This is a genomic window from Thermococcus sp. JCM 11816 (assembly GCF_055396515.1).
In genome coordinates this window covers 1,874,395-1,888,300 of sequence record NZ_AP043741.1, presented here as the reverse complement: position 1 = coordinate 1,888,300, position 13,906 = coordinate 1,874,395, and the positions used below count along the sequence as shown (strand labels likewise).

General features: G+C 53.6%; 14 protein-coding genes. 1 reads left to right on the top strand and 13 read right to left on the bottom strand.

Translation table 11 applies throughout. From position 1 onward, the window contains the following. Window positions 1-9: 9 nt before the first annotated feature. The 11 genes from ACZ5TN_RS10510 to ACZ5TN_RS10460 form a co-directional block, all read right to left on the bottom strand. Window positions 10-888, bottom strand: a complete 879-nt coding sequence (locus tag ACZ5TN_RS10510; RefSeq protein ID WP_011250395.1) for a homoserine kinase — start codon at window positions 886-888, stop codon at window positions 10-12. Between the two features lie 28 nt (window positions 889-916). Next, on the bottom strand, window positions 917-2,017 hold the full coding sequence (locus ACZ5TN_RS10505) for an aspartate kinase (RefSeq protein WP_464916677.1): 1,101 nt from the start codon (window positions 2,015-2,017) through the stop codon (window positions 917-919). Then, on the bottom strand, window positions 2,017-3,027 hold the full coding sequence (locus ACZ5TN_RS10500) for a methionine synthase (protein WP_464916676.1): 1,011 nt from the start codon (window positions 3,025-3,027) through the stop codon (window positions 2,017-2,019). The genes ACZ5TN_RS10505 and ACZ5TN_RS10500 overlap by 1 nt, the downstream gene beginning before the upstream one ends. Window position 3,028: 1 nt before the next feature. After that, on the bottom strand, window positions 3,029-3,958 hold the full coding sequence (locus ACZ5TN_RS10495; RefSeq protein ID WP_464916675.1) for a uroporphyrinogen decarboxylase/cobalamine-independent methonine synthase family protein: 930 nt from the start codon (window positions 3,956-3,958) through the stop codon (window positions 3,029-3,031). After that, entirely contained in the window at window positions 3,955-5,013 is a 1,059-nt protein-coding gene (locus tag ACZ5TN_RS10490; protein WP_464916674.1) for a methylenetetrahydrofolate reductase C-terminal domain-containing protein, read from the bottom strand. Before ACZ5TN_RS10490 ends, ACZ5TN_RS10495 begins: the two co-directional genes overlap by 4 nt. After that, window positions 5,006-6,115 (bottom strand): cystathionine gamma-synthase family protein, encoded by a 1,110-nt coding sequence (locus ACZ5TN_RS10485; protein ID WP_464916673.1) that lies wholly within the window; start codon window positions 6,113-6,115, stop codon window positions 5,006-5,008. The genes ACZ5TN_RS10490 and ACZ5TN_RS10485 overlap by 8 nt, the downstream gene beginning before the upstream one ends. 200 nt (window positions 6,116-6,315) lie before the next feature. Next, entirely contained in the window at window positions 6,316-6,978 is a 663-nt protein-coding gene (locus tag ACZ5TN_RS10480; RefSeq protein ID WP_011250401.1) for a Ribonuclease P protein component 3, read from the bottom strand. After that, window positions 6,975-7,430 carry an RNA-binding protein gene (locus ACZ5TN_RS10475; protein ID WP_464917630.1) on the bottom strand — a complete coding sequence of 152 codons (456 nt, stop codon included), beginning with the start codon at window positions 7,428-7,430 and terminating at the stop codon, window positions 6,975-6,977. The genes ACZ5TN_RS10480 and ACZ5TN_RS10475 overlap by 4 nt, the downstream gene beginning before the upstream one ends. Window positions 7,431-7,579: 149 nt before the next feature. Then, on the bottom strand, window positions 7,580-9,151 hold the full coding sequence (locus ACZ5TN_RS10470) for an ABC transporter ATP-binding protein (RefSeq protein WP_464916672.1): 1,572 nt from the start codon (window positions 9,149-9,151) through the stop codon (window positions 7,580-7,582). A gap of 337 nt (window positions 9,152-9,488) precedes the next feature. After that, window positions 9,489-10,535: a hypothetical protein gene (locus ACZ5TN_RS10465; RefSeq protein WP_464916671.1), complete on the bottom strand. Its 1,047-nt coding sequence runs from the start codon at window positions 10,533-10,535 to the stop codon at window positions 9,489-9,491. A 275-nt stretch (window positions 10,536-10,810) separates the two neighbouring features. Further along, window positions 10,811-11,395 carry a 50S ribosomal protein L15e gene (locus ACZ5TN_RS10460; protein ID WP_011250405.1) on the bottom strand — a complete coding sequence of 195 codons (585 nt, stop codon included), beginning with the start codon at window positions 11,393-11,395 and terminating at the stop codon, window positions 10,811-10,813. A gap of 127 nt (window positions 11,396-11,522) precedes the next feature. Between ACZ5TN_RS10460 and ACZ5TN_RS10455 the strand changes: the two genes are divergently transcribed. Next, window positions 11,523-12,593, top strand: coding sequence for a M24 family metallopeptidase (locus ACZ5TN_RS10455; protein ID WP_464917629.1), 1,071 nt, complete (start codon window positions 11,523-11,525; stop codon window positions 12,591-12,593). Window positions 12,594-12,656: 63 nt separating this feature from the next. Here ACZ5TN_RS10455 and ACZ5TN_RS10450 read toward each other — a convergent pair whose 3' ends face one another. Both ACZ5TN_RS10450 and ACZ5TN_RS10445 read right to left on the bottom strand, forming a co-directional pair. Beyond that, window positions 12,657-13,250 (bottom strand): potassium channel family protein, encoded by a 594-nt coding sequence (locus tag ACZ5TN_RS10450; RefSeq protein WP_011250407.1) that lies wholly within the window; start codon window positions 13,248-13,250, stop codon window positions 12,657-12,659. Further along, the gene (locus tag ACZ5TN_RS10445; protein WP_011250408.1) at window positions 13,237-13,854 is read right to left on the bottom strand and encodes a potassium channel family protein; all 618 of its coding nucleotides are present in this window, start codon (window positions 13,852-13,854) and stop codon (window positions 13,237-13,239) included. Before ACZ5TN_RS10445 ends, ACZ5TN_RS10450 begins: the two co-directional genes overlap by 14 nt. Between the last annotated feature and the right edge of the window lie 52 nt (window positions 13,855-13,906).

Sequence of the window (13,906 nt, the reverse complement as noted above, 5' to 3'; positions counted from 1 at the left end):
CTCCAAAGCTTAAAGCCAAAACGCACCAACCCCTGCGCGGGTAATGTAAACCTCGGCATCGACGCCGATCTCCAGAAAGGCCTCGGCAATCGCTTTCCCAATGGCGTGAAGATCTTCACCCAGCGCGAAGATAGCGGGCCCCGAGCCAGACACAAAGGCCCCGTAGGCACCTGCATCAAGGGCGGCTTTCCAGACCCTTGCGAACCACGGCATTAGCCTCAGCCTGTAGGGAAGGGCTATCCTGTCTTCAAGAAGCCTCCCCACGGTTTGGACGTCTCCGCTCGTTAAGGCCTTAACCAGGGCCCCTGCGAGTGCCACATTTCTTACCGCGTCGCCCATCGGAACCCTCTCGGGCAGAATCCTTCTGGCTTCTCTAGTTGGAACCTCAATCTGAGGCAGAACAACCACCAGCGGAAAATCAACTGGTATTCTATGAACCCTCAAGGGGTTAAGGGACTCGATTATCGTGAAGTCTCCATAGTAAGCCGGAACCACGTTGTCCCCGTGAGCACTTCCCGAGGCAGCTTCCTCTCCCGCGAGTGCCGCCTTTATTATCAGCCCATCATCCTCGATGCCCAGAACCCTTGCCGCCGCCAACGCTCCTGCTAGGGATGAGGCCCCCGAACTACCGAGCCCGCTCCTTGGCCTTATCTCCTTTCTGAGCTTCATCCGTAGGTAAAGTTCCTCACCGACAAGCGTAGCGAGGGCCCTTGCCGCAACGACCGCCACGTTCCTCCCGTCGGTAGGGACGTCGTAACCCTCCACCTCAATCTCCCATTCGTCAGATTCCACGAACTTGAGCTCATCGTAGGGTTCCCCTATCCCTACGCCGAAGACGTCGAAACCCGGCCCGAAGTTCGCTATTGTCGCTGGAACCCTGATTCGCATATCCCCCACCCCACGGAACGGAAGACCTCTAAACGTTGCCAGCACTGACTCCCCCGCGGATAATGGACAGAGCCCTCGGCGGGCTTATTCTGTCCGCTATCAGCCGAAGATGTATGAGATTGAGGGTGCTCCCTAGGCGGGCACTCGGGACGGTCAGCCTGACCAGGGGAATACCCAGTTCAGAACCGTTTTCTCCATCAAAGCCTGGAACTTCCGCAACTCCGACAGCGGTTATAACCGCCTCCTCGCCGGCTACCCTGTGGACCAGGATCGGCAGGCTGGACGACTCGTAGCCCGCTATTGTTCCGATACTCCAGTCCCTCGTTCTGCCGAAGATTATTGGGATACCCCTCACGACATCAATTGCCCCGTGGTGTATCGCCTTCATCCCGGCCTTTGATGCCACGTAGAGCTCGTCGTAGGATACGAAGGGAATAAGCCTTGCTGAGACGACTCTTCTTGGATCCGCCGTGTAAATGCCGTCAACGCCGCTCATTATCAGGACGGCCCTCGCTTTCAATCCTTTACCGAGAACCGCGGCGGTGTAGTCGCTCCCCTCCCTTCCGAGGGTCGTTCTGAGGCCGTTGTAAGAGCCGACGAAGCCTGGAATGACGGCAACCCTGCCCCTCTCCAACGCCTCCTCCACGACCTTGAGGTTTCTGGAGGTCTTCGCTATGTCAACCCTGGCGTTACCGAAGTTCCCGTCGGTCTCTAGTATTTCCCATGGCTCAAAGAGTTCCACCTGTATGCCCTCCCGCCTCAAAGCCTCAGCAAACGCCAGCCCCGAAAGCCACTCCCCGTAGGAGAGCACGTGGTCCCTGTAGGCCTCAAAGGAGGGGAAATCCTCTCTTGAGAGTTTTTTAAGCTCCCTCAATGGAGCGGCGAGGGTCTCAAAGGGAATCCCGTACTTCTTCGCGAAGTCCCTGTGGACCTTCTCTATCCATTCAAAGCCCTCCCCAGTTCTTGAAAATTTTAATAGGGCGTCGGTAACGCCCTTAATCGCCGAAACCACCAGGGCCACTTCGTTCTCGTCCCAGAGGCGGGAGACGAAGGTAACCGCCTCCCTAAAGTCGTCCCTGACCGAGGTCCCTCCGAACTTGACCACGAGTCTCCCGCCCGAGTAGAGCACTATACCTCCCTCCTGAAGGGTATGGAGGTTTTGCCCTCCCTCGCCAGCTCTCTCCTGACGATCTCGACGCCCTTAACCATGTTCACGAGCTTCTGGTAGGCGATTCTCCTGTCGAGCAGCTTGAGACCACAGTCGGGGTTGATGTAGAGCCTCTCTGGCTCAATGTATTCCATAACCTTGCGGATGGCCTTCGCTACTTCCTCCGGGCTCTCGACGCGCGGGTTGTGGACGTCAACTACTCCAAATCCGAGCTCCTGGTGGGTGAGCTTCTTGAGGTAGTCCAGATCGCGGAAGTTTCTGTTGGCGGCCTCAAGGGCGAACTGGGAAACCTTTATGTCGTCAAAGTAGTCCGCGAGCAAGTAGTAGTTCGAGTAGCAGACGTGAAGCCCGAACTTCACCTTAACGCCCTTTACGGCCCTGTTTATTGCTTCAACTGCTATGGAAACCTCATCCGGGTGGTTGAGCATGGCCGGCTCGTCGATCTGGATGAAGGTTGCCCCCTCCTTCTCCAGAAGCTTGAACTCCTTGTTCAGAATCTTCGCCAGGTCAAAGGCGAGCTCCTCCTTGCTCGAATAGTACTCGTTGAAGCTCCACTCGGCTATCGTGTATGGCCCCGTTATCGGGACTTTGATTATCTCCCTGGTGGTGTTCTCCTTGACCCAGCGGAACTCGTCGAGTACGAGGGGTTCCCGGTACTCGAGTTTCGAGACGGCCGCCGCCTTGTTGAAGTAGGCGTTTCCCCAGACCCTAATTGGTCCGTAGAATTTGAAGCCAGATATTTTGGCGGTGAAGTATTCAGTCATCTCGCTCCTGCCCATCTCACCGTCCCAGGGGATATCAACGCCCGCCCTCTCGTGCTCCCTTAGGATGGCTACACTCGCATCTCTAACGGCCTCCCTGAAGTCCTCCTCCGGCAGTCTACCGAGCTCCCTAAGGTTGTACATCCTCAGGAGCCATCTTGGTTTGGGATAGCTCCCAATGATGCTGGTGGGAAGTATTGGAAGCTCCATTTCACTCACCTCCGAGCTTTCCGAGAAGCTTGAGCTTTCTCCAGGCGACGCTCTCCGGGAGGAAGTCCAGGAGCGTGTTCGGGGTGACGTAAATCCTGCTGTGCTTTCTGAGGTAGGGCCTCAGCTTGTCCTCCAGGCGGTCCCTGCGCTCCATCCTGGTCTCTCTAGCGTCAACTATGCCCAGACCGAGCTCTCCAGAGTACTTTTCCGGAACCGAGCCGCTGACGAGGTCGACGTTCAGGATGACGTTATTCGGGAGAACCTGGGGGGTTCCGAAGTAAGTAACAACCCAAAGCTTCTTGACCTTTGAGAGGCGCTCTATCAGGGTCTTAGCGGTCTCCTTCGATACCTCGTCGCTCTTTTCCCTCGTGGCCCTTGAGAGCTCAGCCGCCAGGGCGGGTTCCTGAATTTCCACGAGCTCAACCGGAAGCTCCTTGATGGCCTCCTCAATCACTCCCGCGTAGGCCTCTGAGAGTTCGTCGAGGTTTTTGTAGTACTCGTTAAGTGAGTGGTAGGCCAGGGTTACCGGGCCGGGCAGGACGGCCTTAAGCGTTGCCCCGGGGTAAACTTCCTCCTTTATGGCCAGCGCCTGGTTGAGCCACTCGGGAAGAGGGTTCTCGCGCAGGGAAAGCTCCCCCCTCACGATTGGCGAGCGGTAGAAGAAGTTGTTCTCATAGAACTTGAAAAGTCCGTTGACCTCAATCCCCTCTATGAAGCGTATGAAGGGGTTGAAGATGTCGTCCCAGCGGTAGAGGCCATCGGTGATCACCCGTATTCCGGCCTCCCTGAGCTTGATGAAGGCCCTCCTCGTGTGCTCAAGGTAGGCCTTTTCGAGGTCTTCCTCCCCAAGTCTTCCTATCGAGTACTGCTCGATTTTCTTAGCCAGGGAAACGGGTCTTGGAAGGCTTCCAATAAGGGCTGGCACTATCATTCAAACACCCCCTTGATTATTTCTCTGGCCTCCCTCCAGAGGCCCAGCCATTCCTCCAGACTCCTGGAGCTGACTATGAGGTTGAGGCCCCTCACAGCCTCCACGGCCTTTAACTCCTCCAAAAGGGCCTCGAATGGCTCATCCCCCACGGGTATGCCCAGAGCCCTAAGGAAGGGCTTCATCTCCTCCTTCATGGGGTAGAGCACCGATGCGATTATCGGGACATCAACGTCCGCGTATTTTTTGAGCTCTTCAACGATCTTTGAAATCCCAGTTGCGCTCTCCCCCGCCGCTACCACCTGGGTGAAAAAGGCCTCACTTCCCGCTATCAGCTTCCTTGCCAGTCTCCTTGCCTCCAGTTTGGGTCTGTAATGAGGGTTCATTGTGCTCGCAACCCGCGGCCTGCTCTCGACTTCAAGGACTTCCTTGGTCGGCATCACCCCTGCAAAGACGAGCCTGGCCAGGCGTATCAGGTTCGAGGCGTCAACGTCAAATACGGGCCTGCTGGGTACCGCAAAGCCCGGCCAGTCGCCGGTTGTAAGCAGAACGGCCTCACAGCCGAAGACCTGGGCGGTCCTGAGCTCCGACGTCAGGGCGTTCAGGTTCCTGTCCTTTGCGGTGATGTGTGGCATTACTCCAGAGCGCAGTCCCAGGGATTTAAGGTAGCAGGCCACCGCAATGGGGTCGTAGTGAGGATATCCAAGGGGATTATCTGGCACCGTTACCAGGTTAGCTCTGATCTCTCTAAGAACCTGGAGGGATTCCTCGGGCTTTGAGACCGACGCCACGGGAAACTCAACGCTGAAGGCCCTTCCCCTCTCTAGGTTCTGCCAGAAAGCCGAATCCCTGGGCCTGGAGTCTCTCTCCACGAGGTCTTCGAGCTCAAGGAGTAATGGATGCTCTTCAAAGAGAGTCGCGGGGTCAACGTTGAACCTCTCCAGTATCCTGACCCAGGGGCATTCTTTTCCATCCACCTCGCACCTCTCGTTCAGCGCCCCCCCGCAAGGACCGTTGAGGAGATCCTTTGGACACGTTGTCACCTGGATATCAACCACCCCCCAGGGCCCTGTCTATGTCCTCGATGAGAAGATCGGCGTCCTCAACGCCAACCGAGAGCCTGATGAGGCCCGGGGTAATTCCGAGGAGCCTGCGCCTCTCCTCTGGCATAGTCTTGGCGGCACTCATCACGGGGTAGGATGCCAGGCTCTCAACGCCCCCAAGAGAGGGCGAGGGGAATACCCTCTTCAGCCTCCTGAGAAACGCCTTAGCTCCGCTTTCCCCCTCCCTGTGGAGGAAGCTGAGGACTCCGCCGAAGAGGGGCTTTGAGAATATCCTCCTGGCGGTGGAATGGTATGGATCGTCCTTGAGGCCAGGGTAGTGAACTTTTTCAATCTTTGGATGCTCGCTCAGGAACTCGGCTATTGCATGGGCAGTCCTGCTCTGTCTCTCAAAGCGCAGCTCCAAAGTCTTGAGGCCCCTGATTACCAGCCAGGCCTCGAAGGGCTGGATTATCGATCCAAGCCTCCTCCTCCAGTGCCAGAGGTTTTCAGGATCAAGGTCGCCCCATATCAGAGCCCCGCCCATAACGTCATTGTGGCCAGCTATGTATTTGGTGAGGCTGTGGATTACCCCATCTGCCCCAACTTTTAGCGGCTTGAAAATCAATGGAGAGAATGTGTTGTCAACTACGACCGTTGCCCCCACCTCTTTCGCCCGCCTTATGACTTCAGGAACGTCTATTACCTTCAGGGTCGGGTTGGTGACTACTTCTGTAAGAACCAGCCTGGTGTTCTCCGTTATCGCCTCATTGAGGGCTTCTGAACTCGGATATGCAAGCTTGACCCTCACACCGAACTTCCTCAGCTCCTCTGCGAGCTGGATCGTCGTTCCATAGCCCTCCATGGGAAGAACTACTTCTTCGCCCGCTTTGAGAGTGGAAATGTATAGAGCGCTTATGGCTGCCATCCCGCTGTTGAATGCCAGAGAATCCGTGCCCCCCTCTATAGAAGCAACTTTCTTTTCCAGGAGCCTTACCGTTGGATTCTCTTCCCTGGAGTACTTGAGGTCAAAACCCCTGTCCGAGAGCCCCGTCTCGCCTGCCTGCTCAAAGGCAACCGTGAGGTACACTGGATCATGGAGAGGCTTCACTGCAACCACCCACGTCCACTTCCCCCACATCTTTATATATTTTTCGACATATTTTTTGGCATTAAATATTCCTTGTAGTTATTCAACGCTGGATAGTTAGAACGGCAGAAGGTCATCCCCCCATTTTGGCAAAAAATAGACATGAAAACTTCAATAAACTCAAAAATTATAGCTATTATAAACAAATAAATGCAAATATTGAAGAAACGCTAAAGCTTCCAGACAATAGTTCTAGGGTAGAAGTTCAGGCTCGCCCTCGCCTCGGGTATTTCCATTCCTATATTTATCCCAAGGCTCATCAAATCCCTCGGGCCCCTCACTTCCCACCTGCTCTCTGCGGAAGACGTGATAAACCTGGGGACGCGGTACTTCTTCACCAGCTGCCAGGTCTTCATCATGAAACGGAGAATCTGCGCTCTCCCATAGGGATTAGCATTCAGGAGGGGTGAGAGGGAGAACCCTATCGCAACTCCCCGTCTCGCGGCCATTCCGGCCAAAGTATGGTCAAAGCCCGGATCCTTTCTGCCGAACCATGGACTAATCAGGGCATCTACACCGCTCTCTATTGCCATCCTGTTTATTCTCATGTCGCCGCCCTGAACGTAGAGTAGGGCCTTGAGGTTTCTGCTCTTTACTTCCCTGATGAGGCTCGGCTTTCTGGTCACGAGGAGGAGTGCGACCTTTCCGTACTTCCCGCGGAGCTCCTTGAGTTCTTCTTTTAGAGAGCCCCAATCTGGAGGGTCTTCGAGGACGAGCTTTTTTGTGAAGACTACTTCGTCAAACCAATCGCTGGCAAGTTCGTGGGCCTCTTCATCCCTAACGTCCATCTCGACGAAGTAGTCACGTGAAAAAGAAACTTCCTCCTCGCTCATTCCTCCAGCCACTCCCTAATCGCTTTGACGACCGCTTCCTTCCTCATCGGGAAGGCCTTGACCTTTATCCTAACCTGAATGACGTCGGGCCCCTCGTCAACCTCTGCCTCACCGAGATAGGCCTTCTGCTTGTTGAAGCGGACGTAGAAAGTCCCCTCCTCGTCAACCTTCTCGTCGAGATGGTCGAGGAGGTACTTCTTGTCTTTCTCGCTAAGCAGTTCCTTGAAGTACTCCAGGAACTTTCTTACCGCTTTGCTCCTCTTTATCTCGACGTTCACAACCTTTATTGGGTTCCCGAAGTAGCCCTCCGTCTCTAGGATGTCAAAGAGGACGTCGTCCTCGTCTATCTCCTCTGGAATGAACGTTGCTATTGCGTCGAGCACCTTGTCCTCGTCTTCCGTCGCCTGGATGAAGGTCGTGAGCCTGACGTGGTGTGCCTTGAGCTGCGCCATCTTTCTCACCGGAGAAGGGTTTGGCGAGGGGCTTAAAAACCATTTCACTGTGCGGTTCTGAGAGAATGGCTTGACTGGTAAGGTTAGCATGGGAATGTTCATGGAAAATCATGAATCCTTCAAGAGGTTTTCCAGGGCCTGTGATGCGCTTATCCCCCCACTTCCCTTACCCTTCCCTTCTCCACCAGCACGAGCCTGTCCACGAGCTTGGTTGTGGACGGCCTGTGGGATATCGCGACCAGGGTTATCCCCCTGGCTTTTATCTCCCCGATTATCTCCGCCTCCACGTCCGGATCAACTCCCGAAAGGGCTTCATCCAGGATGAGAACCTCTGGTTTGCGGATCAGGGCCCTGGCCAGGGCTATCCTCTGCCGCTCTCCCAAGGAGACTTCCCTGTAACTTGGCCCGATCTTCTCGTCCAGGGGCAGGTTCACCTTCGCAATACTTACGGCTTCCCTAAGCTCCTCTTCGTCGAACTCTTCCCAGAGGGTTACGTTCTCCCTAACAGTGCCGGGGAATATGAACTCGTTTGTTTCCACCAGGATTATCTTTCTCCTCAGGTTCCCGAACTCCTTGGCAGGGATGTCGTTAACCAAAACTTCTCCTTCCTCCGGGCGGTAGTGGCAGGCGATTACGTTCGCGAGGGTCGTCTTGCCGCTTCCGCTCTCCCCGACGATGCCCACACTCTCCCCGCGAGATATCTTGAGGTTCACGTTCTTCAGGATCGTGCCGTACGAGACGTTTTTCAGCTCTATGCTCTCAACCCGAGTGAGGGTTCTCTCTCCAAACTTCTCCCCCTCCATGTTGAGGGCCTCATCGATTCTCTTCAGAGCGGGGTAAGATTCTGGAACGTGGCCGAGGTCGTTTAAAATTACGACCAGGGGCTCTATGATCTCTCCCGCCATCATGTAGAACGCCACCAGAGTGCCTGTGTCCATCCTCCAGAGGAGCCCGACCAGAACGCTGATAAGGGGTACGAGCCTGTAGAGGGTGTGGTAAAGATACCTGTACTTCAAAGACGCGAGCACGAGCCCCTTGACCGAGTTGTACCATCCCGTACACTCGTCGTTCAGCTTCCTCATGGCCCCTCTCAAAGAGTCCGTGTTTTTAATGCTTTTTCTCCCTTCGAGGTTCGTCCTTATCCTCTCAATCAGCATTGAGAACCTGTCCCTCTCTTTCGAGGACACCTTGGCGAGTTCCCCGACCTGCTTTTTGAAGAGGAGAACGGTCGCTATCAAAAACGGGAGCAGGACGAGGGAGAGCCTTGGACTCAGGAGAAATAGGGCTATTAGATAAGCCCCAAAGCTCACCGCGTTCACGATCAGAGCCGGTATAAGGGCTGCCGAGAGCGAGCTGACGTAGACGACGTTTGAAACCAGGTCAGTAAGGTATTCCCCGGGAGTTTTCACCCTGAAGGTTTCCTCCTTTGCGTGGAGGATTTTCTCGTAAATCCTGCCTATTATCTCCACCTGCATTGCCCTCTTGGATACGTCAAGGAGGTAGGTAACCACGAAGCTCAGGGCGTTTATCAAGACGAGAAAACCTCCAAGGATGAGTATTCTGCTCGTGTTCGGGCTGTTTATCGTGTCCCTCAGCATCAGGGCAAAGCGGACGTTCAGGTACGAGACAATCAAATTCAGGAGAATGATGAGCGCCTGCCTCTTCCTCAGCGTCCTGGAAAGCTCCCAGTACTTGGAAAACGAGTACCTGAGCACGCCCATCACAGTACCTCCTTTGCAAGCGGGGTCTTTTATCCCAATATCTCAATGCAGATAAATAAACTTTACTAAATAACAACCTAAGGTTAACAACTCTATATTATGAGCATAAGCATTCAGAAATGTTTAGTCCCCCAGCAACTATTGTGGATGAAATAAAACAGTCCTGCTTATTCGGGATCCTCAAGCATTATCCCCTTAATCCCAACCTTCTCGTAAACTGTGTCCGAGCTTATTTTGCCGCGTGGAATGCATCGAAGGCGTTAGGCTGTACTCCCCAATGCCACTGGATAACCCTCACCATCGGTGAGTGCCGAGATTAAAGTTAAAAATAGAAACATCAACGCTCTCTCACCCCCTCAGGATTAACTTCAACTTCGAATTTCAGCGCATCCGTTGGGACAATCATCCTGTTGGCAATGTTGAACTTCGCTTGGGCTTCAAAGGACAACCGGGCATTGTTCTGCGTGGAGACGAGGATAACGCTCGGATTTGCATCGAGGATCATCCCATAAGCGGGTCGCGATAGCCTCCCATTTCCAATCTTCTTCACAAAGTCATAGTGGATAAACTCAACATCCCTGCCAATCTCACGACTCTTAACCTTCCATCTAAACGTGATACCATCGTTGGTATCCTCACTAGTTGATGCAGAGGCCGAATAACCGAGCGTGTTCCCGTCCACGCTTATCTGTGAGGTGTACGAGTAGTATCTTTTGGGCCCCCCGTCCATTTGGGGGAGCCACTTGCTTATCCATATCTTCGAAAGGGGTATTTCGGCGGGAACACTGACATCAACTACCATTTCATCAACGGCTATATCATGTCTCTTGGGTTTGGCAACCTGATGAATCCCCACCAGATAGTAAATCATCCCAGATGTTGTGGAAACGTAGCTGAACTCCGCAGTTACCCCCATCTCCATTGTCGTCCCGATAGAAGCCTTTTTCCATGTGATCGCACCGATGTCGGTCCAATTCCTAGTTCGTCCCAGCATCGATGCTTCTCTAAATGTTGGTCTCTGCGAGAAGTGCCTAGCATTTTTGATAAAGTCCCTCAGAGCAGCCTCCTTTTTTACGGGCCCCTCAACAATGTAGTAATACACCCTACCGTCTGGATTCTCGTACACTCCAAGGAACGTTATTCGGGATAACTCGTAGTTGAGAACTATTCTTAGGGTCATGTTTTTGTGTTCAAGCTCTGTCAAGGCTTTCACAGCATCTCCGCCATAGAAGTACATCGTTTTGCCCAGTGGTGCTGGGGGAAGTTTGATGTCCAACGTATTGTTGGATTCTGTGGGCTTGACCATTGGGCGGCTTGTTTCAGCCATCGCTATTCCTACCATCAGCAGTCCCAACAGGACTGCGAACAGGGGCTTCCACTTCACGAAGTTCACCTATTTTCAGTTTTTTACATTATTCATTAATCAACTCATCAACTCATCTTTATAAATTTTTCCTCTTACTTAGCATAAGAAATCTTTCTTTTTTCAAATATTAATTAGTTCCAAGTTGAATTTTTAGTTTAGAACGAATCAAAAGAAGGTCAGGTCAAAGAATTGCCCGGAAATGCAAAAGTTGAACCATGGAAGCAGAGATGTATTTCAATGGAGCCTTAAGCCACTATCATAAGAACTCAGAATTAAAGGAAGGGGGAGAAAAATCACTTACCCTTACCCTGGTGGGCCCTTATGCTGGGCCTGACCTTCTCGGCGCCCTTACCCTTGTTGAGCAGGCCGCGGCTCCTCTTACCAGCGCTTGTCAGACCGCGGAAGACCCTGCCCTTGTGGGCCTTGCCGGCTATCCAGGCGATCTTCGGGTCGCTCTTGATGACCGGGTGGTGCGGGTCAACCATTATGACCTCAAACCACTTGTACATACCATCCTCGCCGACCCAGTAGGAGTTGAGAACCTCGAGGTTCGGGAACTTCCTAGCGGCCTTCTCCTCGGCTATCCACTGGAGGCTCTTCTTCGGTGAGTACTTGACCATACCCATCTTGCTCGGCTTTCTACCGCCCTTCCACCTGGGCCTCTTCCTTCCGCCTCTCCTAACGCGGACGCGGACAACGACGTAGCCCTGCTTGGCCTGGTAGCCGAGGCTCCTGGCCCTGTCAAGCCTCGTCGGCCTCTCGATCCTCTTAACTACCGGGTCCCTTCTCCACTGGATCATCCTCTTCTTGAGGAGCTCTCCCACGTAGCTCTTCTTCGGGCTCTTCCAGGCTTCCCTAATGTACTTGTACATTCCCATCTCGTTCACCTCTTCCCTGTTTGTGGTTCTCCCTTACGGGAACATCCCGCGGGTCTGCCCCGCCTAGTCGGTCGTGGTTCGAGGGTGAGTTTTTAAGGGTTGCGGAATACCAGAACCGGTGGTGTCCATGCGCGTAGAAAAACTGGCCGCCCTGATGGAAGAAAGGGGCTTCAATGGAGCTCTTGTAAGCCCCGGAGCGAACTTCTACTACCTAACAGGTCTCAACATCCACGAAGCGGGCGAGAGGCTGACGGTTCTTGCGGTCAACCCTGATGGGGAATACCACCTCCTCGCCCCGAGCCTCTACCAGAACGTCATAAAGGACTTTCCCGTTACGTTCTGGAGGGACGGTGAGAACCCGTACTCAAAGCTCGGGACGATAATGAAAGAGCTTGGAATCGGCGGGAAAGTTTTGGTCGAGAACACCATGCGCGCTGACTGGCTCATCGGGATTTTCCACAGCGACAACCGCTTCGATCCCTATCCTCTCAGCATGCTCATGAGGGAGCTGAGAATGCGGAAGGACAAGGAGGAGCTTAAGCTTATGCAGAAGGCCGCCGAAGTCGCAGACAGGGTGTTCGAGGAAATACTTGGCTGGGACATCGTTGGGATGACCGAGAAGGAATTAGCTCTCAAGATAGAACTCAGGATAAGGGAGCTCAGCGATGGAATATCCTTCGAGCCGATAGTGGCGAGCGGTGAGAACGGGGCGAACCCCCACCACGAGCCGGGCGACAGGAAGATACGCAAAGGGGACATGGTGATCCTCGACTACGGAGCGAGATGGAAGGGCTACTGCTCGGACATAACTAGGACAGTAGCCATCGGAAAGCCCGATGAAAAACTCCTCGAGATATACGGGATAGTGAAAGAAGCGCAGGAAAACGCCTTCCAGAGCGTCAGAGAAGGGATAAAGGCAAAAGAAGTTGACAGAGCTGCGAGGGAGACGATATCAAAAGCCGGCTATGGGGAGTACTTCACCCACAGAACCGGGCACGGCCTCGGTCTTGACGTTCATGAGGAACCATACATAGGGCCGGATGGGGAAGTCGTCCTTAAAAACGGCATGACCTTCACAATAGAACCCGGGATATACCTTCCAGGCCTCGGAGGAGTCAGAATTGAGGACGACGTCGCTGTCATCAATGGCAGAGGAAAGAGACTGACCAGAGCGGACAGGGAGCTGGTGATCCTCTGAAGTTACCCCTACAGTTATTTTCAAGAAGGCCAAAAATAGGGCAGAATCAAAGGCGCTGAGAGACTATTCCTCCTCTATCTGCTCTCCTTCTTCACCTCTTTCATTGGACAGCTCTCTGAGTCTGTCAATACCAGAGCCAACGGCTATGAGCACGTCCCCCTCCTCGATGGTCTCATCCTTTGAAGGGTTGTATATGTACCTTCCGCCCCTTTTGATTGCGATGAGCCTAACTCCGACCTTGGTCGGGAGCTTAAGCTGCTTGAGGGGCTTTCCTATGAGTATTGAACCTTTGTTAACCTTTATCCGGCCTATCTCCTCATCGACGTCGTGCATTATCTTCCTGATGATGGGGTGGGGCTCCACGTCCCTGAGAACGAGGTCGGCGATCTCGTAGGCCGAATCACTTATCTGCTCGTTTATGGTCGCCATCTCTATGACGCTGAGTAGTTTTTCAGGATTTTCCTCGTGCTTCGCAGCTCTAAGGGCGAGCTTTTTGACCCTCAGGGTCAGCTCGTCCATCTTTTCCTCAAGGATGTAGACCTCGTCAGCTATGTCCTCGCTGTCGTACATGACGGCCGAAAACGCGAGGTCGACCATGAGTGATGAAAGGTTCTTCATCTCGATGAGGCAGTTCCGTATTTCCTCAAGCTCTTTCATCGCCTACCACCCTTATGACTCCCCTGGCTATCTCCTTCAGGTGCTCAACGGAGGTGTGAGTGCCCCTGCCGATTAAAACGTCTCCGGGCTTTATCTTGAAGTCGCCGTCGGGGGCTATTATCCATCTCTTGCCCCTTCTCACCGCTATTATCCAGACTCCAGTATTGCTTGCTAGGGCCAGCTCTCCCAGAGTCCTGCCCACGAGGACGGAGTCAGGCTTTACCTGGATCTTCGCTATTATCTCCTCACTCTCGAGTATTGCCTCCGTGATAACGGGGTGAAGCTCAAGGCCCTCAAGCACCATCTTGGCGAGATCCCCAGCGGCGTTGGAGATGTCCTCTATGGAGTTCGCCATCTGGAGAACTGAAGTTATCTGTTCTGCCTCTTTGGGATTCCTAGCGGCAAGAACGGCGTGGGTCATGAGGTGGTAGTTAAGGAGATCCATCCTCTCCTCCAGGTCCAGCACCTCTTCGGCAATCTCCTTGTCGTTGAAGAGCACGGCACTGTAGGCGAGGTCAACCATGAGCTCGACGATGTTCTTCATCTCGATGAATATCTCCTTCACGCTCTTGGGCCGATACTCAAACTCCTCAAAGTCCTCCATTCTTTTTCTCCTCCTGCCCTTCTTAGGCCCCACCTCTTTAATCTTTTTCGGG